Source organism: Haloarcula rubra (assembly GCF_019599465.1).
In the GTDB taxonomy this organism is placed as follows: domain Archaea; phylum Halobacteriota; class Halobacteria; order Halobacteriales; family Haloarculaceae; genus Haloarcula; species Haloarcula rubra.
Map to the genome: position 1 here is coordinate 35,477 of NZ_RKLR01000014.1, position 25,682 is coordinate 61,158.

Annotated in this window: 25 protein-coding genes; 17 read left to right on the plus strand and 8 right to left on the minus strand. The window is 61.8% G+C overall.

Translation table 11 applies throughout. The features are described from left to right. Positions 1–319: 319 nt before the first annotated feature. Entirely contained in the window at positions 320–937 is a 618-nt protein-coding gene (rdfA, locus tag EGH21_RS20775; RefSeq protein WP_220620329.1) for a rod-determining factor RdfA, read from the plus strand. Here the strand turns inward: rdfA and EGH21_RS20780 are convergent. Next, positions 934–2,901, minus strand: coding sequence for an archaea-specific SMC-related protein (locus tag EGH21_RS20780; RefSeq protein ID WP_220620330.1), 1,968 nt, complete (start codon positions 2,899–2,901; stop codon positions 934–936). The two genes, rdfA and EGH21_RS20780, sit on opposite strands and share 4 nt — an antisense overlap. A 244-nt stretch (positions 2,902–3,145) precedes the next feature. Between EGH21_RS20780 and EGH21_RS20785 the strand changes: the two genes are divergently transcribed. The 5 genes from EGH21_RS20785 to EGH21_RS20805 are packed head-to-tail and all read left to right on the plus strand — an operon-like array spanning position 3,146 to position 7,221. Beyond that, positions 3,146–4,285, plus strand: coding sequence for a PTS fructose transporter subunit IIC (locus EGH21_RS20785; RefSeq protein WP_220620331.1), 1,140 nt, complete (start codon positions 3,146–3,148; stop codon positions 4,283–4,285). A gap of 50 nt (positions 4,286–4,335) precedes the next feature. Continuing rightward, the gene (locus EGH21_RS20790) at positions 4,336–4,812 is read left to right on the plus strand and encodes a PTS sugar transporter subunit IIA (protein WP_220620332.1); all 477 of its coding nucleotides are present in this window, start codon (positions 4,336–4,338) and stop codon (positions 4,810–4,812) included. Next, positions 4,809–5,087: an HPr family phosphocarrier protein gene (locus EGH21_RS20795; RefSeq protein ID WP_220620333.1), complete on the plus strand. Its 279-nt coding sequence runs from the start codon at positions 4,809–4,811 to the stop codon at positions 5,085–5,087. Before EGH21_RS20790 ends, EGH21_RS20795 begins: the two co-directional genes overlap by 4 nt. A gap of 2 nt (positions 5,088–5,089) precedes the next feature. Further along, complete coding sequence (gene ptsP / locus EGH21_RS20800) at positions 5,090–6,778, plus strand: phosphoenolpyruvate--protein phosphotransferase (protein WP_220620334.1); 1,689 nt, start codon at positions 5,090–5,092, stop codon at positions 6,776–6,778. Beyond that, positions 6,775–7,221: a PTS fructose transporter subunit IIB gene (locus tag EGH21_RS20805; RefSeq protein WP_220620335.1), complete on the plus strand. Its 447-nt coding sequence runs from the start codon at positions 6,775–6,777 to the stop codon at positions 7,219–7,221. The genes ptsP and EGH21_RS20805 overlap by 4 nt, the downstream gene beginning before the upstream one ends. A gap of 183 nt (positions 7,222–7,404) precedes the next feature. Here the strand turns inward: EGH21_RS20805 and EGH21_RS20810 are convergent, their stop codons facing one another. Continuing rightward, entirely contained in the window at positions 7,405–7,764 is a 360-nt protein-coding gene (locus EGH21_RS20810; protein ID WP_220620336.1) for a group I truncated hemoglobin, read from the minus strand. A 185-nt stretch (positions 7,765–7,949) separates the two neighbouring features. Next, complete coding sequence (locus EGH21_RS20815) at positions 7,950–8,981, minus strand: DUF7504 family protein (RefSeq protein WP_220620337.1); 1,032 nt, start codon at positions 8,979–8,981, stop codon at positions 7,950–7,952. 207 nt (positions 8,982–9,188) lie between these two features. On the opposite strand from EGH21_RS20815, the gene EGH21_RS20820 reads away from it, so the two are divergent. Then, positions 9,189–9,431 carry a DUF7123 family protein gene (locus EGH21_RS20820; protein WP_220620338.1) on the plus strand — a complete coding sequence of 81 codons (243 nt, stop codon included), beginning with the start codon at positions 9,189–9,191 and terminating at the stop codon, positions 9,429–9,431. 303 nt (positions 9,432–9,734) lie between these two features. Next, positions 9,735–10,931 (plus strand): endonuclease/exonuclease/phosphatase family protein, encoded by a 1,197-nt coding sequence (locus EGH21_RS20825; RefSeq protein WP_220620339.1) that lies wholly within the window; start codon positions 9,735–9,737, stop codon positions 10,929–10,931. Between the two features lie 265 nt (positions 10,932–11,196). Here EGH21_RS20825 and EGH21_RS20830 read toward each other — a convergent pair whose 3' ends face one another. Further along, positions 11,197–11,517, minus strand: a complete 321-nt coding sequence (locus EGH21_RS20830) for a DUF5783 family protein (RefSeq protein ID WP_220620340.1) — start codon at positions 11,515–11,517, stop codon at positions 11,197–11,199. A 441-nt stretch (positions 11,518–11,958) separates the two neighbouring features. Between EGH21_RS20830 and EGH21_RS20835 the strand changes: the two genes are divergently transcribed. Genes EGH21_RS20835 through EGH21_RS20845 form a run of 3 tightly spaced genes read left to right on the plus strand, consistent with a single transcriptional unit; the run spans position 11,959 to position 14,212 of the window. Beyond that, the gene (locus tag EGH21_RS20835; RefSeq protein WP_220620341.1) at positions 11,959–12,927 is read left to right on the plus strand and encodes a sugar phosphate isomerase/epimerase family protein; all 969 of its coding nucleotides are present in this window, start codon (positions 11,959–11,961) and stop codon (positions 12,925–12,927) included. A gap of 17 nt (positions 12,928–12,944) precedes the next feature. Continuing rightward, on the plus strand, positions 12,945–13,106 hold the full coding sequence (locus tag EGH21_RS20840; protein WP_220620342.1) for a hypothetical protein: 162 nt from the start codon (positions 12,945–12,947) through the stop codon (positions 13,104–13,106). Continuing rightward, positions 13,103–14,212 (plus strand): Gfo/Idh/MocA family protein, encoded by a 1,110-nt coding sequence (locus EGH21_RS20845; RefSeq protein WP_220620343.1) that lies wholly within the window; start codon positions 13,103–13,105, stop codon positions 14,210–14,212. Before EGH21_RS20840 ends, EGH21_RS20845 begins: the two co-directional genes overlap by 4 nt. A 323-nt stretch (positions 14,213–14,535) precedes the next feature. On the opposite strand, the gene EGH21_RS20850 is transcribed toward EGH21_RS20845, so the two are convergent. From EGH21_RS20850 to EGH21_RS20860, 3 genes are read right to left on the minus strand one after another with little or no spacing between them, the layout of a single operon-like run. Then, on the minus strand, positions 14,536–15,387 hold the full coding sequence (locus tag EGH21_RS20850) for a carbohydrate ABC transporter permease (RefSeq protein ID WP_220620344.1): 852 nt from the start codon (positions 15,385–15,387) through the stop codon (positions 14,536–14,538). Between the two features lie 2 nt (positions 15,388–15,389). Further along, positions 15,390–16,295, minus strand: coding sequence for a carbohydrate ABC transporter permease (locus EGH21_RS20855; RefSeq protein ID WP_220620345.1), 906 nt, complete (start codon positions 16,293–16,295; stop codon positions 15,390–15,392). 5 nt (positions 16,296–16,300) lie between these two features. After that, a complete protein-coding gene (locus EGH21_RS20860) occupies positions 16,301–17,788 on the minus strand; it encodes an ABC transporter substrate-binding protein (RefSeq protein WP_220620346.1) in 1,488 nt (495 codons plus the stop codon). Positions 17,789–17,950: 162 nt separating this feature from the next. Between EGH21_RS20860 and EGH21_RS20865 the strand changes: the two genes are divergently transcribed. Continuing rightward, complete coding sequence (locus EGH21_RS20865) at positions 17,951–18,709, plus strand: sugar phosphate isomerase/epimerase family protein (protein ID WP_220620347.1); 759 nt, start codon at positions 17,951–17,953, stop codon at positions 18,707–18,709. A gap of 3 nt (positions 18,710–18,712) precedes the next feature. Further along, positions 18,713–19,855 (plus strand): ABC transporter ATP-binding protein, encoded by a 1,143-nt coding sequence (locus tag EGH21_RS20870; RefSeq protein WP_220620348.1) that lies wholly within the window; start codon positions 18,713–18,715, stop codon positions 19,853–19,855. Positions 19,856–20,349: 494 nt separating this feature from the next. Here the strand turns inward: EGH21_RS20870 and EGH21_RS20875 are convergent, their stop codons facing one another. Beyond that, the gene (locus EGH21_RS20875) at positions 20,350–21,369 is read right to left on the minus strand and encodes a substrate-binding domain-containing protein (protein WP_220620349.1); all 1,020 of its coding nucleotides are present in this window, start codon (positions 21,367–21,369) and stop codon (positions 20,350–20,352) included. A 161-nt stretch (positions 21,370–21,530) separates the two neighbouring features. On the opposite strand from EGH21_RS20875, the gene EGH21_RS20880 reads away from it, so the two are divergent. The 4 genes from EGH21_RS20880 (at position 21,531) to EGH21_RS20895 (ending at position 25,577) form a co-directional block, all read left to right on the plus strand. Further along, positions 21,531–22,727 carry a substrate-binding domain-containing protein gene (locus EGH21_RS20880; protein WP_220620350.1) on the plus strand — a complete coding sequence of 399 codons (1,197 nt, stop codon included), beginning with the start codon at positions 21,531–21,533 and terminating at the stop codon, positions 22,725–22,727. A gap of 10 nt (positions 22,728–22,737) precedes the next feature. Continuing rightward, positions 22,738–23,715 (plus strand): ABC transporter permease, encoded by a 978-nt coding sequence (locus tag EGH21_RS20885; protein WP_220620351.1) that lies wholly within the window; start codon positions 22,738–22,740, stop codon positions 23,713–23,715. After that, positions 23,712–24,470 (plus strand): ATP-binding cassette domain-containing protein, encoded by a 759-nt coding sequence (locus EGH21_RS20890; protein ID WP_220620352.1) that lies wholly within the window; start codon positions 23,712–23,714, stop codon positions 24,468–24,470. Before EGH21_RS20885 ends, EGH21_RS20890 begins: the two co-directional genes overlap by 4 nt. A 72-nt stretch (positions 24,471–24,542) precedes the next feature. Further along, positions 24,543–25,577: a zinc-dependent alcohol dehydrogenase gene (locus EGH21_RS20895; RefSeq protein ID WP_220620353.1), complete on the plus strand. Its 1,035-nt coding sequence runs from the start codon at positions 24,543–24,545 to the stop codon at positions 25,575–25,577. The last annotated feature ends 105 nt before the right edge of the window (positions 25,578–25,682 follow it).

Sequence of the window (25,682 nt, forward strand, 5' to 3'; positions counted from 1 at the left end):
TAATTTGGAACTTGTCTTTATATGACGGAATATAGGCAGATTTGGTAACAGAGGGTGGTATATGAATCCGAATAATGCCTCAATTTCGAATATGCCATCCTTCAAACCTGAATAATCCAGAAAACTCTCTAAGGCGGGTCGAAATCACGACTACTGACTCTATCTGTGACTGAATTCGGATGTACACACCTATCCATCCACATTCTGGGTCTGATATCTGCTCGGCTAGCGAACGGTTGCCCCCACGAGGAACCAACGGCGTCGCCTGAAGGAGCTTCCAGTATCAACTGATTTGTCACGACGCCTCGTCTTCCAAACAATGGGAACTGACTCGGACGTCGGCAGGCAATCGAAGGTCGAACGGCTGCTAGACGAGTACGATTTGGAGCCGCTCGGCGCGGAACTCGAAGCGGCGTGGCTCGGCGAGGGCCAGGAGCGCCAGAGTCTTCGCTCGCTCGCCGACCGGTTCAATCGGGCGCTCCTCGTCGCCGCGATTCGTGACGCCGGGATGGACGTCGTCGACGGAGAGCCGGCCAATTTTTATCGTCTGTTGACCGACGACGACGACGTCAGCGCTGGTCAACGCGTGGAAGCACGCAACCGCCTCGAACGCGGCGGTGTCGACGTCGCCAGTCTGGAAGACGACTTCGTCACTTATCAGGCGATTCGGCACTATCTCACGAACGTTCGCGGTGCGAGCTACCAGAACGAAAACACGGAACAGGTACAGCGAGAACGCGACAGTATCGACCGATTGCAGTCCAGGGTAGAAACCGTGGTCCGAGACACCGTCGACCGATTGCGCAACAACGAACGGCTAGCCGTCGGTGAGTATCGCGTGTTCGTCAGCGTCGAAATCCTGTGTCAGGACTGCGGTGGGCAGTTCAGCGTCGGTGACCTCCTCCGTCGCGGCGGCTGTCGCTGTGAGCAGGACTAGCCGATGTCGGTCACTCGATGGTAGTCGTCCGGGAGCGCCTCTGCATCTTCGGGGAGTAACGCGACGACGAGGTACGTCGGATACGAGGCGAAGTACTCTACGAGCGCCGCGATGCGCTCTGCGTCGATTGCCTCCAACGAGTCGAGTAACATGAACGGGACTTCCTGATGGACGTCGTGAACGAGGTAGCCGGCGAGGGCGAACACGAGTCCGGTGACCTCACGCTCGCTCTCGCTGAGGTGGGCGATCGTGTCCTCGTAGACGGTCCCGCCTTCGGAACTCCTGACGACGTGTAGTTCGAACGTCGACCCTTCGATGACGTCTTCCGCCGCTATCTGGTCGACGGCGTCGGTGGGCTGGTCGGTCCGTTCCAGCCATATCCGTTCGAGGTTTTCGTACCCGAGGATGTCGAGCAGATCGTCCATCCGCTCGTTGAACTGCTCAGTCGCCTCACTCTCTATCTGGTCGATTCGGGTCCGCAAGTCGATGAGTTCGGCGACGGTATCCTGTCGCTGCGAGACCAACGATTCCTCACGCCTGATTTCGGCCTCTATCTCTTCTATTTCCTCGTTCAACTCGTCGAGTTCCGATTCGAGGCGGTCGAGCTCGAACTCCAGTTCGTTGGCCTCGGTATGTAGGTCGAGTACTTCGTCGAACTCCTCGGAACGTAACGATGACACGCGGTCTTCGAGTTCGGCGACTCGGTTGGATAGATTGTCACGACGCTCCCGAAGGTCGGTGACCGTCGACTGTCGCCGTTCGATTTCGGCGTCGATGTCCGATATCGTCTCGTTCAGGTTCGCGCGTCGTTCGACCGCCGACTCGATGTCGTCACGTTCCTCTCTCAGTTCACCGAGGTCCGCCTCGATATCGTCTATTTCGGAGAGGGTCTCCTCGCGGTGGTTACGCATCGTCTCGAGCGTCGACTCGATTCGTTCGCGCTTCACCCGCGACCCGCAGGTCCAACAGGTCGTCTTCGACCCGCGGTAGAGTTGGTCTGTAATGTCGCCAACGGTCTCCGGTTTCGCGGCTATCGCCTCCGTGATCTGTGTGTGTTCACCTGCGAGCAACTCCTCGTTGAACCTGATGACGTTTTGCAATCTGGTCGTGTACTCGGAGAGGTCGCGTTTGCGCTCGCGAAGCGCGGTAAGTTCGGCTTTCGTCTCTTCGAGCCGTTCTTCCGGCGCGTCCGTCAGACTACTTCGCTCCGCTGCGAGGCTCCCTCGCTCGTCGCGTAAGGCGCTGATACTCTCCTGTTCGGTCTGTATCTCTTCCCGGACGTGTCTGAGTTCGGACCGTGTCGCCTGTAGTTCGTCGAGTGCCGTCTCCAGTTCGTTCTTGTTTTGACGAGTTATTTCGGGGTCCAGCGTCCGGTCGTCGATGTCGGCCTCGACCGACTGAAGTTCGTCCCGAACGTCATCGATTTCCGCCCTGAGTGTCGACCGCCGCTGTTCGAGGTCGGGGAGGTCTTGCTTCAGCGACGCCACCTCGTCGAGTTCGTCGTCGATAGCCGCCTTACGCTGTTCGGCATTCCGAATCTCCCGGCGCAGTTCCGCGAGGTCGACCGGTCGCATGAGTATCTCACGTAAGTCGTCGTCACGTACGACTGCTTGGCGCGCATCGTTGTCCTCGAGGAGGAACGCGAAGAGGTTCGCGAGCGTCGAGTCCGAGAGTACTCCGGAACCGGACCCCACGACGCCGCTCTCCGTTTTGGTAACCGTCCGCGCGTACCTCTCGCCGCCCAGCGACAGTTCGACGCGACCGCGGTCCGCGCTCCCTTTGACGGTCGTCCAGTCGCTCCCGTGGGCAGCCATTATCGCCTGCAGGAACGAGGTTCGGTTCGTCGCGTTCCGGCCCGCCAGTATCGTCACCCCCGGTGATATCTCGACTGTCGCCGATTCGATACCACCGATGTGCTCGACGTCGAACCGTGCGGGGTCACCGGTGGTCTCGGTCGATTTCATGCGCGTACGTGGGCGAGTGAGACGGTTAAAGACCCGGGGCGCGCGGCGAGCGAGGTCCGACCGACGGACCGTCGCTTCAGACAAAGACTAACACCCATATGTGTGTTATTTTGCACTCCCCACATCTTCCGAACCAGTCATAATCGGTCACTGGAACTATTGTGTCGGTCAGACACTCTCACAAACAATCACTAACGCGAATATTTATGTACAACTATTGACGACGCCTGCGATGTAGTTCGCAATGTCCGATAGCAACCAAATCGAAAGCGCGCTCCGCGCTCACGTGACCTCCGTCAAGGAGGACTTGATGACCGGCGTGTCGTTCATGATTCCCTTCGTCACCATCGGAGGCATCTTCCTCGCCGTCGCCTACGCGGTCGGTGACACACAGGCCGTCTTCGAGAACACCGGCTCCGCCGGATGGTTCCTCGCCCAGATCGGCGTCGCAGGCCTGACCATCATGGTGCCCATCCTGGGGGCGTACATCGCGTACGCTATCGCCGACCGCCCCGGGCTGGCGCCCGGGTTCCTGCTGGCGTACATCCTCCAGCAGGGGACGGTCATCGAACAAGCGGCCGGCGTCATCGGCCTCTCGGGCGGCGGTGCGGGGGCCGGCTACCTCGGTGCCATCGTCGCTGGTCTGCTGGCCGGGTACGTCGCACGGTGGTTCAAACAGCTCGACGTACCGGGATTCATTCAGCCGATGATGCCAGTGTTGGTCATTCCGGTCGCGACGATGGCCGTCCTCACACCCATCATGCTCTTCGTGCTGGGCGTACCCGTCGCCCTCGCGAATCAGGGCCTCACCGGGTTCTTAGAGTCGATGCAGGGCGGGCAGGCCGTCGTCGTCGGTCTCATCCTCGGTGGGATGATGGCGTTCGACATGGGCGGCCCCGTCAACAAGGTGGCCTACGTCTTCTCTACGGGCCTCATCACCGAAGGTATCTACGCGCCGATGGCCGCCGTGATGATCGGCGGGATGGTGCCACCTATCGGGTTGGCCGTCTCCAACTTCATCGCCCCGCACAAGTACGCGGCCGAGATGTACGAGAACGCCAAGAGCGGCGTCGTGTTGGGTTCGTCGTTCATCACCGAGGGCGCGATTCCCTACGCGGCGGCCGACCCGCTCCGCGTCATCCCCTCGGTCGTCGCCGGGAGTGCGGTCGGCGGCGCCGCGTCGATGGCGATGGGCGTGACGATGCCCGCCCCGCACGGCGGCATCTTCGTCGTGTTGCTGTCGAACAAGCCCCTGATGTTCCTCGGGTGCATCCTGCTTGGCTCGCTGGTCACCGCGACCATCGCCACGCTCGTCAAACCCGACTTCGAGGACCGAATCGAGGCCGAACAGGAAGCGGCGAACGCGACGCCGAGCGACGACTGAGAACGTACGAACGGTAGCGCGCGGATAGCTGACCCCCCACGAGAGACACAATGACAGACGCAATTCAACAGGACGACATCGACGAACTGCTCCCGGCGAGCCACGTCTCGCTGGCCGAACCACCTGCGCAGAAGGAAGCCTGTATCGAACACCTGCTAGACCTGCTGGTTGACGCCGGCCGTGTCGAGGACCGACAGACGGCCCTCGATGCCCTGCTGGCCCGCGAGGAACAGACGACCACCGGCGTCGGCATGGGTATCGGTATCCCGCACGCGAAGACAGACGCCGTCTCGCGACCCTCGCTGGCGTTCACCCGCTCTGAGGAGGGCGTAGACTTCGGCTCGATGGACGGTGAGCCCGCGACGCTCGTCTTCCTCATCCTCGTCCCGGAGGAAGGCGGCGAGGACCACCTCAGCATCCTCAGTTCGCTCTCGCGCTCTCTGATGCACGACGACGTGCGCGAGCGACTCCACGAGGCCGACGACGAGGCCGCAGTACGAGACACGCTCCGGGAGGCACTCGCATGAGTGTCGAACGCACCGTCACCATCGTTCCCGAGGCGGGACTCCACGCCCGTCCGGCGGCGGCGTTCGTCGAGGCCGTCAACGACTACGAGGCGGAGGTAACTGCTGGGCAACCGGGCGACGACCTCGTGCAGGCGGGGAGTATGATTGCCGTCACCAGTCTCGGCGTCGGCGAGGGTGACGAACTCCGCCTCGTCGCCGACGGTCCCGACGCGGAGGCCGTGCTCGACGAACTCGAAGACATACTGACCACACCCGAGGAGGAGTTGAGCGCCTGACGATGGCAGACCGAACCTTCCACGGAACCGGGGCCACACCGCGCTCCGGCCTCGGTACAGTCGTCTGGTACGACCCAGAAGTCACGCTTCCCGACCCCGAGGACGTGACCGTCGACGGCGACACCGAGAGCGAGCAGTTCGCGGCCGCCGTCGAGACGGCCCGCGCCGAACTCGAAGCCGAACGCGCGGCGACCGCCGACCGCGTCGGCGAGGACGAGGCCGCCGTCTTCGACGCGCACATCCAGTTCCTCGAAGACCCGACGATAGAGGACGCCGTCGAGACGGGCATCGCTGACGGCCTGCCCGCCGCGAACGCCGTCGACGACGCCTTCGGCGAACACATCGAGCAGTTCGAGGGCATGGACGGCCGGATGGCCGAGCGGGCGGACGACCTCCGGGACGTCCGTGACCGACTGCTCCGTGTGTTGACCGACGGCGAGCGGGTCAACCTCGGACAGGTCCCCGAGGGCAGTGTCGTCCTCGCCGAACGACTGACGCCCAGCGACACGGCGCAACTAGACCCCGACACTGTCGCCGGATTCGCGACCGTGACCGGTGGCCGGACCTCCCACGCGGCCATCTTCGCCGGGTCGCTGGCACTGCCGGCCGTCGTCGGCGTCGGTGATGCACTCGACGACGTCGCGGAGGGGACCGAAGTCGTCGTCGACGGTGACGACGGCACGTTACTGGTGGGCCCCGACGAGGACGAGCGCGAGGCTGCCGCCGCGGATACCGGTGTTGCAGTCGTCGACGAAGCCGTCGAGACGACCGACGGGCACCACGTGGAAGTCGCGGCGAACGTCGGTCGACCCGAGGAGTTGTCGGCCGCTGCCGACCGCGGGGCAGACGGCGTCGGCCTGTTCCGAACCGAGTTCCTCTTCCTCGACAGAGAGTCGCCCCCATCGGAAGACGAGCAGTACGAGGCCGTCTGCGAGGCGCTGGACACGTTCTCTGACGGCCGCGTCGTCGTACGGACTCTCGACATCGGCGGCGACAAGCGCATCCCCTACCTCGACCTCCCGGAGGAGGAGAACCCCTTCCTCGGCGAACGGGGCATCCGTCGCTCGCTGGACCCGGACTCGGACCTGTTTGCGACCCAACTCCGGGCGCTCATGCGGGCGGCGGCCGACGGCGCTGGCGAACTGAACGTCATGTTCCCGCTCGTCGCCACCGTCGAGGAGTTGGAGGCGGCGCTCGACGCCGTCGACTCGGCGGCCGCTGATCTCGACGACAGAGGCGTCGCCTACGAGACACCGTCGCTGGGCGTGATGATAGAGACGCCAAGCGCCGTGTTCGTGGCCGACGAACTCGCGGCGCGGGTCGACTTCCTCTCTATCGGGACGAACGACCTCACGCAGTACGTGATGGCGGCCGACCGGGAGAACGAACGGGTCGGGGACTTGCACGACCCCGTCCACCCGGGCGTCCTGCGGGCGATTCGCCACACGGTCGAACGGGCACACGCCGAGGACGCGTGGGTCGGGATGTGTGGTGAGATGGCCGGCGACCCCGATCTGACGGAACTGCTGGTCGGCCTCGGTCTCGACGAACTCAGCATGAGCGCCGTCACTACCCCGGAAGTGAAGACTGAGGTCAGCCAGACCGAGTACAGTACCGCGAGCGAGCGCGCCGACCGCGCTCGCCACGCCGCAACACGCAGTGCAGCGCAGTCAACTATCCGAGACACATGAAATTCGTCGCAGTAACCGCTTGTCCGACAGGCATCGCACACAGCCAGATGGCCGCAGAGAACTTAGAACAGACCGCTGCCGAGCAGGGCCACGATATCGACGTCGAGATACAGGGCGCGATGGGCGCGGAAAACGAACTCTCCGCGGCCGACATCGAGGCGGCCGACGCCGCAATCATCGCGGCCGACACGTCCGTCAGTCGTGACCGGTTCGAGGACGCGGACGTCCCCGTCGTCAAGGGGACGGTCAAGGACGCCGTCAACGACGTCGAAGGCCTGCTAGCCGAGGCAGTCGAGACCGCCGGCGGTGACGCCGAGGTCGACACGTCCGAGACGAGCAAGGCTGACGACACCACCGCGGCCGATGACAGCGAGTCACAGCGTCGCCGCGGTGGCGACCGTTCGAAGAGCCTCGCTAACCGACTGAAGCGACTGTTCACGTAGTCCTCCAACCCGAATGCGGCCAACGCGAGGGCACACAGCCGTGGGCCTACCTCTGCCGAACGGACAGACGGTCCAGAAACGGCCTCAGGCGGCCGCTGTAGCCACTCTCAGCCCCTTATAGACGTGCTGGCTCGCGACCCACACACCGAGGTCGGTGGTATTCGATGCCGACCCGGAGACAGCCTATTGGTTGAGGACTGGTGCTTTCAGCTCCGCGACTTCGGAGAGAATCTGTTCGACCGCCGCGTCGTCGACGCCGTTGGCTCGTAACGCCGACTCAAGATGTTCGGCCACCGCCCGGAAATCACGCTCGTCGAGGTCCAGATGAGCGTGTGCGTCCCGCATATCGTCGCCGGTGTACTCGACCGGGCCGCCAGTAACCGAACTGATGAACTGGATCTGGTGGGCACGTAGCTCCGCCATGTCTTGGTCCTCGAAGTATTCGACGAGCCGTTCGTCGTCGAGTACTGCGTCGTAGAAGTCCGAAACGACCGCTTCGACCGCTTCGCGGCCGCCTATCTCGTCGTATATTGTTCCATCCATTGTCGCGGTGAGGACTTCCGCGAGGAGCGGAAAAAAGCCAGTTCCGAACACGTTCGTTTGCTTTGTGTCAACGCCTCCCATTACAGCCAGTGGGTCACGGTGAGTCTAACGGGCCCTAGCTCAACCCTCAGAATCCTCTCTCGCATCTCGGTAGGCGGTCGCTCATCTCAGTGGAGCACCCACAGTCAACCGAGTTCGAGCGTCTCGAAGTAGTCGAGACAGGTCACCAATGCCGGATTCGGTTCGTAGTAGACGTTCTGGTCGGTTCGGTCGAACTCTACGACGCCGGCATCGCTCAAGCGGGGCAGATGATTGTGGACGAGCGTCTTCCTGAGTTGGTCTCGGGGAGGTACGTCTCGGCCCGGGACTGCCGTCGCCCGCCTGTGCACTTCGTCGACCAACGTGTCGAGTGGAATCGTCCCTGCCTCTCGGTCTTTGAGGTGGTACAGTACCGTTCTCCGTACGGGTGCCGACAGGAGCGCTAGCACCGTGTCGAAGGAGTACCGTAGCGACACGGCGTCGGACTGGTCGGCCGCCACGCCCGTCCGCTCCGCTGGCGGTGTCGGCGTCTGGCGGAACGTCGGCCGCTCGTCGGCGTCCGTCCCATCCGCGACTATCCACCCCTCACCGTCGTACTCCACTACCGCGTCGACCAGCGGCCGCAACGTCGTCAGCGTTGCCTCGTCGCAGGTTGCCGTGTCGAGGTGGTAGTGGATGCCGGCGTCGAGGTCGGCAGCGAGTTCGTTCAGTCCTGTGACGAGCGTGACGACGTCGTGCGTATCGAACTGCTCCAGCAACGCTGTCACCGAGTGGACACAGACTTGTGTCGGTTGGTCGGTCTGTTCCCAAGCACCGAGGTACCTGGCGATGGTCAATCCCACGTCCAGTATGTCAGCTTCGGCGGCCAGCATCTCGACGTCGACCGTCGACGTTGACGCGACCGAACTCGACTGTGGTACTGTCGAGACACCCGGCCGGGCGTCTACGATGGTCGCTCGTTTCGGATCGCCTTCGTCGGCGTGCTGGTGCCAGACAGACAGGCGTTCCTCGGGTGTCGCTTCGGTCGTCACACTCAGCACGTTCGTCTCTGCCGGCGGCGTCGCAGTCAGTAGGTCGATACACGCTTCGTCGTCGGGGTCACTGTCTGCGGGTGCGAGAAGGAGTACCGATGTCGCGTCAGTGAGATACTGTGCGAGTCCTTCTCGGTCGAACGTCATTGGTTCGTGTTATTTGTCTAATCCTAAAAGCATTTCCACGGAGACTGTCACGATTCGGGAGGCGATGTCGTAGAATCAGCGAAGATTCGACCGATAGGCGCAAGATATGAACAGTGCGATCATCACATCCGGTCCGTCCCGAAGTGCCTACTGCCCCCCTATACGGCGCTTAACTAACGGCGTCTCTCCCGATGTACCGACCGAGCAATGACCACGACAGCCGAAAGGGGCGAAGAGCCACTCACCGAGAAACAGCGACGGATTCTCGACTACCTGAAATCGAACGCCGAGACGGAGACGTACTTCAAATCACGCCTCATCGGCCGAGAACTCGGGTTGTCTGCGAAAGAGGTCGGAACGAACATGGCTGTCATCGAAGCGGGTGAGTACGACGTCGCTGTCGAGAAGTGGGGGTACTCGTCGTCGACGACGTGGCAAGTCGAACTCTGATGACGATGTCCCGCCTCCCCCGACGCTCCCACCTGAAAGAGTGGGACGTAGCCGAGGACCTCGTCGGGACGCTTCCGTCGCTTCCGCCCGGTCAGGACGGAACTTGGTGGTCGTGTCGACGTCCGACGGGCCCCCGCCGGCAGTGGTACGATACTATATTACCAGCTATCTATCAAGAAGTAACGAATGGTGCCCTCCGGAGCTAATCAACGTGGTCTCTCACGGCGGACCGTGCTGCGTTCGACGGCCGGTTTCGCGGCCGGTCTCGCGTCCGTAGGGACCGGTTCGGCCCAGTCGTTGACCGTGGCTTCACCGACCGTCCTGACGTGGAACGTCTCCCTCGGCGTCGACCTGACGCGGCTCTTTCGAGCGGAGTCGCTCGCCGACGTCGAGCGCATCGCGGGACGCCTTCTCGCCGATGTCGACCCCCCGGCGTACGAGGCCCGGGCCGAAGCGATCGCAGGAGAGATTGCCGCGACCGACGCGGACGTGGTCGCTCTGCAGGAGGCAGCGGTGTTTCGGACCCAGGAGTCGAGTGATTACGGCGCAGAGAGCGAGACGCCGGCCAAGGCGGTTCTCGTCGATATCCTGTCGGAGATAACGACGGCGCTCTCGGCGCGCGGCCTCGACTACAGCGTCGCCGCTGAGACGGTCACGACCGACTTCGAGGTCCCCGCAGCCACCGACGGGGGGACCGTCGACGTCCGCATCACCGACAGGGACGTGTTGCTCGTCCGTAGCGACGTCGCAGTCGAGCCTGCGGTGGCCGACACCTTCGACGCTGCGCTCGAACTCACAGTGCCGGAAAGTGACGAGAAGGTCGTCCTCCGGCGCGGATTCTGCTCTGCGACAGTGCGTCTGGACGGCGGCCGGTTCACTGCTGTCTCGACCCACCTTGAGTCGGTAACACAACTGTTCCGCCTCTCACAGGCCAGAGAGCTACTCGCCCGTCTCCCGTCGGACCGACCAGTCGTACTCTGTGGAGACTTCAATAGCGGTCCCGGCGGGCCGACACAGACCTACGACCACCTCACTGCGTCGTTCGACGACGCCTACGCCGTTCGCCGATCCGATACGGACGGTAACACCTGCTGTCAGGCGACGGACCTCCGCAACGAAGAGTCACAGTTGACTCGCCGAATCGATGCCGCTCTCTACCGAGGTGGGCTTCGGCCCACGGCAGTCCGACGAGTCGGCCACGAACCGACCGCGCGCGTCGAAGTACAACACGACGGTGAGACCGTCAGCGTGTGGCCCTCGGACCACGCTGGCGTGGTCGCGACGTTCGAACTGACCGCGACGACGCCGACTGGAACGCCCGAACCGACAACAAAGACGCCTGCGTCGGCCACGGAGAGTGAGTCGACGGTCACCGGTACGCCGTCCCCGACCGGTGGGTCACCGGAGACGACAGCGGGTGCGTCTGGACCGGGGATGGGGCTCGCTGGGGCTATCGTCGGGCTAGTGGTAGGCGTCCTCTCATGGTCGCGCCGGGAGTGAAATACGCCTCGATACCTGTACAGCCCACGGCGGATTCAACGAGTACGTATCGGCTCCGAACTGCCGAATACTGTCCGAGCGCTACGAGCGTAGGTTTCGAAGGGGCCCTGTTGGTATAGCTGACTAGCTAAGCTAGCTGGCTATACTATTATCGGATGTGCAAACGAACTATCTCTATCACCTTCGATGTCGAAATATCACCATCTCTGAACAGATTTCGCCTAGTCGGCGCTAGAGCCCAGCTAACTATTCTCCTCTTAGTTAATCACGTCTCAAATGTGAAGATACTGCGCAGCTCTCGCTCAATATTATCGGTAAATTCGGTGAGTACGGTTTCGAACGTCGCTTCGTCGCCCGGCAGTGACGCCGCACGCTCGTCGACGTCCTCGGGCAGTCTGACACTGAACTCGCCGTCGCCTTCGTACACCGGTTCGCTCTCGCTGAGAACCTGCCGGTCGATAGCCCGAAGCACCTCGGAGTCATACTGTCCGTGCAACGTCTGATAGGCGTTCGAGTACGCCGTCTCTAACTCCTCGAAGTAGTGGACGTACTTCTCTTCGAACTTCTCAGGGTCGAAATCGGTCATTGTTGAGTATTTTCGTGACGAGATTTAAGCATTCTGCGACTATATATCGACAATACACGTCAGCGGCCTCGTCGTCAGTGCCAGTTATCGTGCTCGTATTCGAGACACCAAAGATATGAGACAATCCGATTCGGAGTCTCGAATATCATTCGAGAACATTCGTATTACTAAATATGAAGACAAATTTCGATATTCTGTATCTGTATCTCTCAGAATAAATTATATACGTAAAATATATGGTCATACTACGAATTTTGTGTGAGGATGGGCGCATTCTGTATGTATTTGGGGTGGGCCAACACAAGCAAACAGCAGCGTCGCTACTATGGCGTCGGTTCAGTTCCTCATCCCCGAGAATCGCTGGCTTTCGGGCGGTAGTTCATTGCCGCAGGTCTGTCCAGCAATGGTTTTAATATATCATCACACACAGCTCTATCCGTCATGCAAGTAGGCGTATTAACCGTCCCGTTAGCCAGTGAACCACTTACAGATTCTCTGTCGTATCTGGACGGCATCGGCGTTGACGCCGTGGAGTTGGGCTGTGGCGGCTATCCGGGCGACGACCACCTCCCGCGCGAGGAGTATCTGGACGACGATGCGGCACAGACCGCGCTCCACGACCTACTGGACGAGTACGAGATGGAGGTAAGCGCGCTGGCGACCCACAACAACCCGCTCCACCCCGACGAGGGCCGGGCGGCCGAGGCGGACACGGAACTCCGCGAGGCCATCGAACTCGCCGACCAGCTCGGCGTCGACGCGGTCACCTGTTTCTCCGGGCTCCCGGCCGGCGGGCCCAACGACGAAGTGCCCAACTGGGTGACCGCGCCGTGGCCCAGCGAACACGCCGACGCCCACGACTACCAGTGGGACGTCGCCGTCGAGTACTGGGCCGACCTCGCCGACCACGCCGCCGCCCACGACGTCGACGTCGCCATCGAGATGCACCCGAACATGCTCGTCTACGAGCCACACGGGCTGTTGAAACTCCGCGAGGCCACGAACGAACGCGTCGGCGCGAACTTCGACCCCTCGCACCTCTACTGGCAGGGCATCGACGTGACCGCGGCCATCCGCCTGCTGGGCGACCACGACGCCATCCACCACTTCCACGCCAAAGACACCAAAGTCTACGACGAGAACGCTCGGGAGAAGGGCGTCCTCGACACGACCGGATATACGGAGGAAGCGGACCGCTCGTGGCTGTTCCGCTCCATCGGTTACGGCCACGGCGAACAGCACTGGAAAGACGTCGTCTCCACACTGCGGATGGTCGGCTACGACGGCGCCCTCTCTATCGAACACGAGGACTCGCTCACCAGCGCCCGCGAGGGACTGGAGAAGGCCGTCGACGTCCTCGACCGCGCCGTCTTCGAAACCCAACCCGGCGACGCCTACTGGGCGGAGTAACTGCCGAGATACTCACAATGACTACGAAACCACTCGATATCGGCGTTCTGGGGTATCGCTCCACGGCCACCTTTTTCCGCCTCGGGTCGCCTGCGGCGACCACTCGGCGCAAAAACGTGGGCGAAAAAGGCCGCTCGCTCACGCTGTTCGCTCGCGGCACGGGAGAGACGAGCGCATGACCACAGAACCACTCGACATCGGCGTTCTGGGGTACCGCTTCATGGGCAAAGCGCACGCAAATGCGTTCGCGCGCTTGCCCATGTTCTTCGAGGACGCGCCCGAACTCAACCGCGACGTACTGGTCGGGCGCGACGAAGACGCGCTGGCAGACGCCGCCGACCAACTCGGGTTCGCGCGGACGGCGACCGACTGGCGCGACGTGATAGACGACGTGGACGTGTTCTACAACCTCGGGCCGAACCACGTCCACGCCGAGCCGTCCATCGCGGCGCTGGAAGCCGGGACGCCGGTCTTCTGCGAAAAACCACTGGCGCCGACGCTGGAGACGGCCGAACAGATGGCCGAAGCCGCCGCCGACGCGGCAGTGCCGGCGGGCATCGCGTTCAACTACCGGTTCATCCCGGCCATCCAGTACGCGAAGAACCTCATCGACGCCGGGGAGTTGGGAGAGATTCGCCACTTCCGCGGGCGGTACTTACAGGACTGGCTGACCGACCCCGAAGCGCCGTGGTCGTGGCGCAACGACGCGGAGATGGCCGGCAGCGGCGCGCTCGGGGACTTGGGCGCGCACACGATTGATTTGGCGCGGTTCCTCGTCGGGGGCATCGCGGAACTGAGCGGGCACCTGCGGACGTTCGTCGACGAGCGACCGATCGAAGACGGAAGCGAGACGCGGCCGGTCACGGTCGACGACGCGTACTCGGCACAGGTCGCCTTCGAGAACGGCGTGATGGGAACCTTGGAGGCCTCGCGGTTCGCCAACGGCCACAAGAACGACCATACGGTAGAGATAGAAGGCTCGGAGGGAAGCCTGCGGTTCTCGCTGGAGCGGCTGAACGAACTGGAACTGCTACGCGAGGACGGGCGGGGCTTCGAGACGATACTGATGACAGAGGCCGAGGATCCGTACGTCGAGCACTGGTGGCCGCCGGGCCACGTCATCGGGTGGGAACACACGTTCGTCCACGAGAACTACGAGTTCCTCTCGGCCGTCGCCGACGACGCCGCCTACGAACCCAGCTTCGCCGACGGACTGGCCGTCCAGCGGGTACTGGACGCTGTCGAACGGAGCGATGCCAACGGCGAGTGGGTCGACGTCGCGTAGGCGAAAAAGGACTGTTAGAAAATTTTTAATAGTTGGAGGCGAGATCCAAAAGTGGATACTCAGAACGAGTGTCCACGGTGACGATACCTCTGACTCGTCAGTCATGGGTCCGGTGCTGTCAGTCCACCGTCCGTCACCACCCCCAATCCACCCCACCACTTCCCCACCGTTTTCATCGAGTTACGGCACGAGCGACTGCTATCTGTTTCGAAGCCGACCGGGGGCGATATCGTATCGGCGGACCGCCGCAACGGACGCGTCAGAGAAGCGGTGATACGGTGCGAGTTAGCTGACAGAGGTACCGAATCGACTACCGTGGGAAGTCACTCTTTGACTGCTCCTTTGGTCAATCCGGAGATGATGTACCGTTGAGTCACCAGCAGGAACACCGCCACGGGTGCGATGGTAATGACAATCCCGGCCGAAAGTTCGTTCCACGCGATGTTGTACTGGCCGACGAACTCGGTAGTGGCGACGGGCAGTGTCTTCGCCTCCGTCCGGGTCAGGACGAGCGCGAAAAAGTACTCGTTCCAAGTCAGGATGAAGCTGATGATGGCGGCGGCGCCGATACCTGGTTTGATGAGCGGGAGGTAGATGTGATAGAACGTCTGGAGGTGGGTCGCACCGTCGACCTCGGCGGCTTCACCGAGGCTGTCGGGGATGTCGTCGATGAACCCACGAGTGAACCAGACGATGAGCGGAAGCGTAAACACGGCGTACACGAGACCGAGCCAGAGACTGCTGTCCAGCGACCCCAGTGCGCGGAAGATATTGAAGTACGGGATGGTCGCGACGATGGGCGGGAGCATGAAGATGGAGAGGAAGAAAAAGCCCAGATGGTGGTCGAGGTTCAGTCCAAAATCGTACCGGACGATGACGTACGTCGCGGGAATGCCCAGTACCAACCCGACGACGACGGCGATGAGCGTCGCGACGAGACTGTTGACGACGTAGTCGAAGTACGCGCCCTGAATCAGGATGGACTCGTACGCGTCGAGCGTGACCGTTTCCGGAATCCAGATGGGTGGCAGTCGGAACGAGGCGCGTGTCGTCATCACCGACCGGGTGAGTATCCAGTAGATGGGGAACAACGCCACGAGCGTAGCGAGTGCGACGAATAGCGTTCCGGTTCTATCGAGCAGTGCGTCTGTATCGAGTGGGGATGTCGTACTCATGATTATCTCGCCTCGTTGACTCGTGAGAGTGCGGCGATGAACACGTTGCTCACGAGGATGATGAACACCAGGAACAGGAACGACATCGCGGCCGCGCTCGCGGTGTTGAGGAACGAGAAGGCGTTCTCGTAGATGAGCATCGTGAGCGTCTTGGTCGACCCACCGGGGCCACCGCCGGTCATCGCGAATATCTTGTCACCGCCCTTGAACGCCATGATGAGGCGGATGAGCGCGGTCACGAGCAACACGGGGTATAACTGCGGAAGGATGATGTATCGGAATCGCTGGAGGCGGGTCGCCCCGTCTATCTTGGCCGCCTCGATGAGGCTCTCCGGAATCGTCTGGAGGCCGGCGTAGACCAGCACAAACACGAACGGCGTCCACTGCCAGACGTCCGCGGCGACGACGGTCACCATCGCCAGTTGCGGGTCACTGAGCCACACCGGTTCCGGGAGACCGATAGTGCCGAACAAGTAGTTGACGATACCGAGGTTCGAACTGAAGAACCACCGGAACATCAGCCCGACAGCGAAGGTACTCAGCACCATCGGTAACAGAAGGATGGTCTGGACCGACCGCTCGAACCGGTTGACAGAGTTGTATGCCATCGCGAGCGCCGTCCCGAAGAGGAGTTCGAGGCCGACCGACGGCACCGCGAACAGCAGCGTCGCGACGACGGCCTCGTGGAACGAGGGGCTGAGAATCACGTCGACGTAGTTCTCTAGACCGACGAATGCGCCGCCGACGCCCTCCGAGAGACTCAATCTGAGGAGGAACACCATCGGGTAAACGATCCACGCGACGGCGTAGAGGAACGCCGGTAAGACCATCCCGTACTTGAATACGGTCCGACGGTCGACAGATTGCCACGTGACCCCGTCGAGTGACGGGAGTGTGCGTGTCGCCATTGGCCTCAGTAGCCCTGTTCTTCCAGGAGCTGACGGGTCTCGTCAGCGGCGTTGGACAGGGCTTTTTGCGGATCCATGCCCTGGGTGATCGACCGGGTCAACCACTTCTGCATCGTGCTGGACCACTCGAAATAGCCCTTGATTTTCGGTCGGCCGATGCCGTACTCCGTGAGGCCCTCGTACAGTGCTTGGAAGAACGCGGGCGAGGTCTGGAACACCTCGTTGCCCGACTGGGTGAGGTGGTCGTACGCGGACTGACGACTCGGCTGAGCACCGTAGCGAGCGCGCTCTATCTGCACGTCCGTACTGGAGAGCCACTCGATGAACCGCCACGCGGCGCGTTTCTTCTGTGAGTTCTTCGGGATAGCGAGCGACCACGTGCCGTAGTGTGGGCGTCGGAGCATGGTTCCGGAGACGTCGGACCCTGGGTACGGTGCGTACCCAACTTTGCCAGCGACTTCTGACTGTTCGGGGTCGTTCGCGACACGGGCCGTGCTGGAGAACGCTTGGCCGGTGGCGAGGCGTCCCTGAATGAAGTTCTGCGTGACGTCCGTCCAGTCCCAACTCGTGACGCCATCGGGCGTGTAGTCCGCTTCGACTAGTTCTTTGTAGTACTTCAGCGTATCTACGGCGGTCTGGTTGTCGAAGACGGGGTTCCACGACTCGCTGATACCGAAGGGTGCCTCCTCGATGGTCTCACCCTCGAAGAAGCGCCCGCCGCGGGCGTACAGCATGCTCTTCCACTCGACGAGAAGGGATTCGTGCTCTTTGGCCATCATCGCCATGCCGTAGCGGTTCTGGTCGTGGTCGGTCAATTCTCGTGCGACCCGCTGGTAGTCTGCGAGGGTCTGGGGCGGCGAGAGTCCGGCCTCGTCGTACAGGTCTTTCCGGTAGTACAGCGTGAGGACGTTGGGCTGATACGGGATGCCCATTATGTTGCCAGCGTCGAGGTTCAGGTAGTCGTCCGGGGCTCCCCAGACGACGGTGTCGTCCCAGACGCGCTGGAGAAAGTCCGACTGGGGCAAGTCACTCTGAGCGAGGCGGTCGTTCAGCGGCTGTATCCAGTCGTTACTGACGAACGCGGGCCAGTACGGGACGTCGACGTCGATGACGTCGTAGCTCCCGGAGGAGCCTTCGAGCGACGTGAACTGTTTGGAGATGAGGTCTCCGTAGGGCGCCGTCTCTAAGTTGACTGTTATGCCCGTCTCCTCCTCGAACTGCGGGAGTACCTGCCGGGTCGCCTCCGCCTGCGCGGCGGCGTATTCCAGCATGTTGATGGTCGTCCCAGAGAGGTCGTCGTCGCCGCCCTCGGTCACGGTTCCACCCGTCTCCGTCCCTCCACCGCCGCCACCGCTCCCACCGTCGCCCCAACCGATACACCCCGAGAGGAGTGCGGCCGCGCCGGCGGCACCGCCTTTCAGGAACGTCCGGCGGTGGCTGGCGGTAGTCCTCGTCGTACTCTCTACTGCGTGGTGGCTGTCACTGCTACGCATACCTGTATGGTGCCAATAATAGTATATAATTGTTTGGGTGGAACCCGGTCCGTTGGCAAATATTTAAATACGATGAGTCAGCATCTCATACGTGCGATGGTTCGACTAGGCATCAACACTTGGCTGTACGCTAGTTTTCCAGTGTGGACTCCGAGTTACACGTTGGAAGACGCTATCGACCACGTCGACGACGCGGGATTCGACTCTATCGAGTTCGGCGCCGCGTCGCCGCACGCGTGGCCACAGTACATGGATGAAGAACGACAAGCATCGATTCAAGAACGACTGGACGCGAGTGACATGACGGTTTCGAGCATCTGCCCGGCATTAGGCGGTGGGCCTGGCCCCAACCCAGCCAGCCCGCTTGAAGAAGAACGGGAGGCGGCCCGCGAACACTACATGGGATGTCTCGATGTCGCCGAGATGTTCGACAGCGACATCGTCATCTGGGTCGGTGGGTGGCGGTTACAGGGTCAGCGCTTCGAGGACGCGTGGGCTAACCAACGGGCTATACTCGAGGACGTCCTCGACACCGCCGAGGATAGGGACAAGACGGTCGTTATCGAGGCCAACGCCGCCGACGTCAACCTCATCGAGACGACTCAACAGCAGTTGCGACTGCTGGAGGAGGTCGATTCATCCAGTGCGGCGGCGATGATGGACACCGCACACGCCGCCCACCGCGGGGAGTCCCCGGCTGCGTACGTCGAGGAACTGGGCGCGAACCTCGCTCACTTGCACCTCGCCGACACCGACCGGCTCCCGCCGGGGGAGGGTGACCTCTCCTTCCGCGCGATGTTCGACAAGTTGGACGACATCGGCTACGACGGTCACTACACCGCAGAGATATTTGGTGGCCATCTCGACCCCGACGAGGCGGCACTGACCACTCGCGAGAACCTCTCCGCGATGCTGGAGTGACCCATGGCGTCTGTCACTGTCGACCGGATGACGAAGGTGTACGACGACGACGGTGCAGACATCGTCGCCGTCTCTGACCTCGATATCGAGGTACGCGACGGCGAGTTCCTCGTCCTCGTCGGCCCCTCCGGGTGTGGAAAGTCGACGACCCTGCGGTGTATCGCCGGCCTCGAATCGGTGAGTGAGGGAACCATCGCTATCGGTGACGACGTGGTCACGGGGAAGAGCCCCCGTGAGCGTAACATCGCGATGGTGTTCCAGAACTACGCGCTGTACCCCCACATGACCGCTCGGGAGAACATGTCCTTCGGGCTGAAGATGTCCGGTGAGTACACCGACCGAGAAATCGCAGACCGCGTCGAGTCCGCGGCCGAGTTGATGGGCATCGAACCGTTGCTGGAGAAGCGGCCGGGAGAACTCTCCGGTGGCCAGCAACAACGGGTCGCGCTCGGACGGGCTATCGTCCGCGACCCGGCGGTGTTCCTGATGGACGAGCCGCTGTCGAATCTGGACGCGAAGCTCCGGACGCAGATGCGGACCGAACTCCAAAGCCTCCAGTCGGAACTGGGGACGACGACGATCTACGTGACCCACGACCAGACAGAGGCGATGACGATGGCGGACCGAATAGCTATCCTCAACGACGGCGAGCTACAGCAGATAGGGTCACCGCTGGAGTGTTACTACGCGCCAGCGAACCGATTCGTCGCGGGGTTCATCGGGTCGCCGTCCATGAACTTCCTCGACGTGACCGTCGACGGCGAGGTGCTCCGACACGATTCGCTCACCCTCCCGGTCACGCCGTCGCTCAGCGACACGGTCGGTGGGATGGAGTCAGTCACGCTCGGTATCAGACCCGAAGACATCACGCTGGAGTCGGGGCCGACCCAGGACGCCGACGCTATCGAAGCGACAGTCGACGTCGTGGAACCGATGGGTGACCTCTCGTACGTCTATCTAACTGTCGGTGGGACAGAGATTACTGCGACGGTCGAGGGTGAGCGGGTGTTCACTGCGGGAGAGACTGTCACGATGCGGTTCCCCGACGACCGGCTCCACCTCTTCGAGACGGAGACGGGCGAGGCGGTGCGGACACGGGTCGTCCCTGAGGACAGGTCGGTTCAGGGCGGCGGAATCGCAGGCTGACCCACGTCGTCTTTTGTGGCCCGTAATCCGAAGCGACGCAAGTTCCCAGCACCTGTGCAGTTCTAATGGACCACACGAGGAACGCGACCCTAGCTACCCTTAGGACGGAACAATCGGATCGTAGGACCTGATAGAGCAGGGGTTCGCGAGCAGCGAATGGCTGTCAGCGGCCACACAGCCACAGGAAAACGTGATACGACAGGAGGCCAGCGTAATAGTACATCGGCCCGGTGAAACTATGCCTCAACGAACCATGCTAGTCGTTTCCTAGCAGAGAACGCTGTCGTGTCGTTCGCACCGAGAGGAAGGTGGTCAGTCGGAGGACCGGTAAGTGTCGCTACCGTCTCAGAAGTTCTGAATAACGGGAGTACATATGTTAGTGATGTTGCGAACCCCACTCGAAAACCGATAACGGACGTACCAACGTTACGAGGACGGGTGGGAAGTGGCGTTCGCTGGGAGGAAAAACGGTGGCAGAAAGCTCCAGAGTGGCGTTACTGGTCGAAATAGGCCGCGATGTCTTCTGGGGGGTCGGTCTGGAAGTAGGTCGGATACAGGTCGAGGAGGTTCCCGCGATGAATCGGGAGGACGCCCGAAGCGATGAACGGAGGGGTACTGTTCGCCAGCAGCGAATTGGCTATCATGTCCGCTTCGATTCGGCCCTGCTGATAGGGGAACTGGGCACCAGTCGCTTTGATTGGACCGTCCATGGCGATGTTGGCCGCCGTGTCGGTACTGAGCCCCGTCGTGGTGATGACGAGATCCTCCATACCCCTGTCGAGTGCGGCGTCGGCCGCCTGAGTACCGGGCGGGTCGCCCCAACTGACGAAGAGGCCGTCGAGGTCCGGGTTCGTCGTGAGGAGGTCGCTTGCGAGGTCGTAGACGTCGTCCGGGTCAGTGAAACCCTCCTCCGCGACGACGGTCACGTCCTCGGCCGGTTCGAGGACGTCGCGGACGCCCTGTTCGCGGGCAGAAGTGACGTAGAAGGGGGCGTCGAAGGTGATGAGGCCGACAGTGCCCGACCCGACTCTGTCGCGGAGGAACCGGCCAGCGAAGATGCCTAGCCCCTGATTGTCCGAAGAGACGGTGCCCGCGTAGTCCTCGGGATGCTCGAACCCCTGTGGGACGTTGTCGATGAAGACGATTTTCGTTCCGGCGGCGGCGACGTTGCGGTACGCCTTCGCGGTGGCAATCTGATCGATGGGGATGGAGACGAGGGCGTCGACGTCTTTCGCCGCGAGCCGGTTGATGATGTCGACCTGCTTGCTCGCGTCGAACTCCGACCCGTAGATACCCTCGACGCTGATGCCGAGGTCCTCGAAGCGGGTGGTCAGGCCGTCCAACTGGAGGCGAACGTAGTCCGTCTTGAGGTAGTGGAACACGATGGCGACGGTGTAGTCCGACGCCCGAAGGTGCTCGATGTCCTGTTGGGAGAGGACCACGTCCTCTGCCGGTGACGGTTCGGCCCCCTTCGGACCTTTGCCGACTGGGTTACCAGACAGAATCGTTTTCATTGTAAGACTCCAGTTCGCGGTCAGTAATAGTATTTGTGGACACCTCGTCGAGTACCCCACTATCCCAGACACCAATGTCGTAGTAGAGGAACGTCGTCGACTACGTGGCGGAACAATAATTATATATAGGTGGGCCAGAAACAGATTCGTGCAGAGTAAATATGACAAGCCAGAAGAATCGTCGAGCGTTCTTGAGAGGCATCGGTGCGGTCGGCCTCGGAATCGGACTTGCAGGGTGCAGTGGTGACGGTAACAGTGGTGATGGTGGTGGGGGTACCGCTACGGGAGACGGCAGCACGGGCACCTCCAGCAGTGATGGTGGCGCTGGTGGGGTCCAGTTCGACCTTGACGCCATCGACCCGGAAGGGCTCGTTGGACAGGGTCCCTACGGCGAAGAGGCGGCCGCACCGGAGTCGGTCGCACTTTCCGAGACTGAGGTCTCAGACGTGCAGAACGAGGGTTTCAACGTCGAGATCGTCTTCCACTACAAGGGAGACACATGGGTTCGTCTCCAGCGTGAAGCCATCAAGAAGCGTACCAGTGACCTGGGCATGAACATCACGGGTATCCACTACCCCGACTTCTCTGCCCAGAAGCAGAGCAACATCCTGGAGACGGTCGCCCAGAAAGACAACGTCGACGGCGTGTTTTCGATTCCGGTCGACACGGCGGCGACGACGGATGCCTATCAGGCGGTCCTCGACGCCGGCAAGGAACTCGTCTTCATGGACAACGTCGCCGAGGGCTTCCAGCACCCGTCCGATTACGCGGGCCTCGTCGCGGCCGACAACCGCGGCATGGGAACAATTGGCGGGCGGATGATGACGGAACTCGTGGACTCGGGCAAGATTATCTTCCTCGAGTTCGACGTGCCGTTCTACGTCGTCGATGAACGGGAAACGGGGGCCAAGCAGGTCCTCCAGGAGAGTGGGAACTACGAAGTGAAGACCTACGGGTTTACTGACCCGGGGAAGGTGCTTCAGGTTGCGCAGGACGCACTCACCTCAAACCCAGACGCGGCGGGGCTTTGGGCACCGTGGGTCGATGCGCCGGGCGCACAGGCCATTCAGGCCATCCGTCAAGCAGGCATGGACATTCCGGTCACCTCCTGTGATCTCGGCGAACGGAGTGCAGTGCTGATGGCCGAGCGTTCCGCGCTCAAGGGCGTTGGGTCCCAACAACCGTATGCGCAGGGGCTTACCGAGGTCGACGTGATGGCCAAAGCCCTGCTTGGGAAGGAGACGCCGCCGTACATCGGCCTGCCCTCGCCACCGGTGGCACGACAGAACCTGCTGGAGATGTACCCGGAGATACTGAAAGAGGAACCGCCGGAGACGGTCACGAAGCACTTCCAATGAGATGGTACTGATGGCGACGACATCGACATCCGACATCGGAAAACTGGTCAGCGACAGACTCGGGCGATTCGGCGAAATCGCACTCCTAGTCGGTGCAATCGTACTTCTCGGTGGTATCTTCACAGCGACGAGCCCCGTGTTCTTCTCCATCGGGAACTTCGTGAACATCATCAGGCAGACGTCTATCGTCATCGTCTTGGGTCTGGGAATGACCTACGTCATCATCAGCGCGGAGATAGACGTCTCCATCGGTGGCGTGATGGCACTGAGTGCCGTCTCGGCAGGGCTCGTCATCAACGCTGTCGGTCCGTTCGCTGGCGCGGTCGTCGGTCTGCTGGTCGGCTTGGGTTTCGGGCTGGCTAACGGCCTCGTGACGATTCGGTTCGGTATCCCGTCGTTCATCGTGACTATCGGTACGTTGGGTATCGCCCGAGGGGCCGCGTTCATCGTCTCCCAACAACGACCCATCATCGTCAGGAATGCCGCGTTCGAGACGGCATTCGGCGGAACAGTCGGGCCAGTACCGGTTCTCATCCTGTGGGCGCTTGGGCTGGCAATCGTCGCGGGTATCGCGCTCTGGCGAACCCGGTTCGGTCGACACGTCTATGCCACCGGTGACTCAGAGCAGGCGTCCCGGTATTCGGGTATCAACACGGACCGCGTGAAGATTATGACGCTCGCGCTGGCCGGGTTGGCCGCCGGTATAGCCGGACTGCTGTTCATCGGGCGACTCGGTGCGGCCCGCGCCGACATGGCCTCGGGCATCGAGCTCGCGGTCATCGCCGCCGTAATCATCGGCGGTACCTCGCTGTTCGGTGGCCGCGGGAGTATCGTCGGAACGATACTCGGTGCGTTGCTCATCAGTGTCATCGACAACGGACTCACGCTGCTGGGCTTCGGTTCCAGTTGGCAACAGCTCATCCGTGGCGTCGTCATCATCGCCGCCGTCGCGCTCCGCGATAGGGACGAGGAGGGGAGCTTCCTATGAGCGAAGTCATCGAACTGGAACACATCTCGAAGCAGTTCGGGCAGGTGCAGGCTCTCGAAGACGTCTCGTTCGGTATCGAAGAGAATGAGGTGCTCGCGCTAGTCGGTGACAACGGCGCCGGGAAATCAACCCTGATCAAGATAATCAGCGGCGTCCTACAGCAGACGAGCGGGACCATCTACATCCGCGGCGAGGAAGCAGAAATCGGCGACTACAACGATGCTGAGGCGCGGGGTATCGAGACGGTCTATCAAGACCTCGCTATCGCCCCTAACCGGACGGTCGCACAGAACATCTTCCTCGGCAACGAGATACTGGAGAGCGGCCCGTTGGGCAAGCTACTCCGGTTCGTCGACGACGATCAAATGGAGCGAGAGGCCTCGGAGCTACTCTCGAGACTGGAACTGAACCTCGACCCGGGGAGTGCGGTCAAGAACTTCTCCGGCGGTGAGCAACAGAGCGTCGCCATCGCCCGGGCGCTTCAGTCGGACCCGGACATCGTCATCCTCGACGAGCCGACCAGCGCGCTCTCGCTGGACGCGACTCAGCGAGTGCTGGACCTCATCAAACGGCTCAACGAGCAGAACGTGACGATAATCTTCATCAGCCACAATCTCGAGGCGGTGTTCAACGTGGCCGACCGGGCTGCAATCCTCGCATCCGGAAGACTCGTCGGCGTCGAAGACCTGACCGACGTGACCGAGGACGAACTCGTCGGGATGATGATGGGACGCGCTCGTCAGTCGGCCGACTGACAACGAACTCACACGTAAACAAACTGTCAAAAAATTAATAAGTATGCGCACGAAACACGAAGGTGACCACCTATGAAAGGAGTCGTACTACCAGGCGATAAAGAAGCACACGTACAGGACTGGGACAACCAATCGCTCGGCCCGGACGAAGTCCGCGTCGACATCGGTGCGGCGGCGCTCTGTCGGAGCGACATGAGCCTCTACAACGGCAACCCGCTCGTCGGGAGTAAGCCCGCAGGTACGGTCGTTCCCGGCCACGAACCTGCCGGTACAATCTCGGAAGTGGGCGACAACGTCGACCACCTCTCCGAGGGCGACCGCGTCGCAATCAACTGCTTCGCGGGATGTGAACACTGCGAATACTGCCTGCGAGGCGAACCGAACCTCTGCCCGGACGTCGAGATTCTGGGGTTCGACCGTCACGGCGGTGACGCCGAGGAACTCGTCACACCGGCGTCGACCTGTCACCCGATGCCCGACGAGATGAGCATGGGTGTCGGCGCTATCGCGACGGACGCCCTCGGCAACCTCTGGAGTACGCTCAACGAGTGTAACGTCAACGGCACCGACACGGTGGGCATCATCGGCCTCGGACCGATGGGCCTCGCCGGCGTCCTCAACGCGGACGCGATGGGAGCCGATGTCGTCGCGTACGAACTCGTCGACCACCGTCGGGAAAAGGGTCTGGACCTCGGTGCCGAGTACGCCGTCGACCCCGGAGAAGAAGACGCGCAGGAACGGACCGACCAAATTACGAACGGACGCGGACTCGACGTCGTCGTCGACTGTTCGGGCGCCCAGCCTGGCATCGAGATGGGCTTCGACTTGGTCAAGAAACACGGTACGTTCGCTCAAATCGGCGAGACGGACGAAGTGACCCTCAACCCCAGTGAAGACCTCATCCACAAGAAGGTCGACTACATGGGGTCGTGGTACTTCCGAAGCTACGAGTGGCCCGAAATCGCGGAGTTCATCGTCGAGAAAATTGGTAACGACCGTGCCGAGGAGATCATCTCCCACGAGTACGAACTCGAGGAGGAGAAGGTCCAAGAGGCGTTCCGAAAGTTCGACAACCACGAGACCCAGAAGGTCATCTTCACGCCGTAATTGAGGCCACGTCGACCCGGACGGCGCAACCGTGTCGCAGCGGACCTCGGTAGTGTGGTGACCCGTTTTCGAATGCCTGGCCGGCCACAGACGGACCGCATCTTG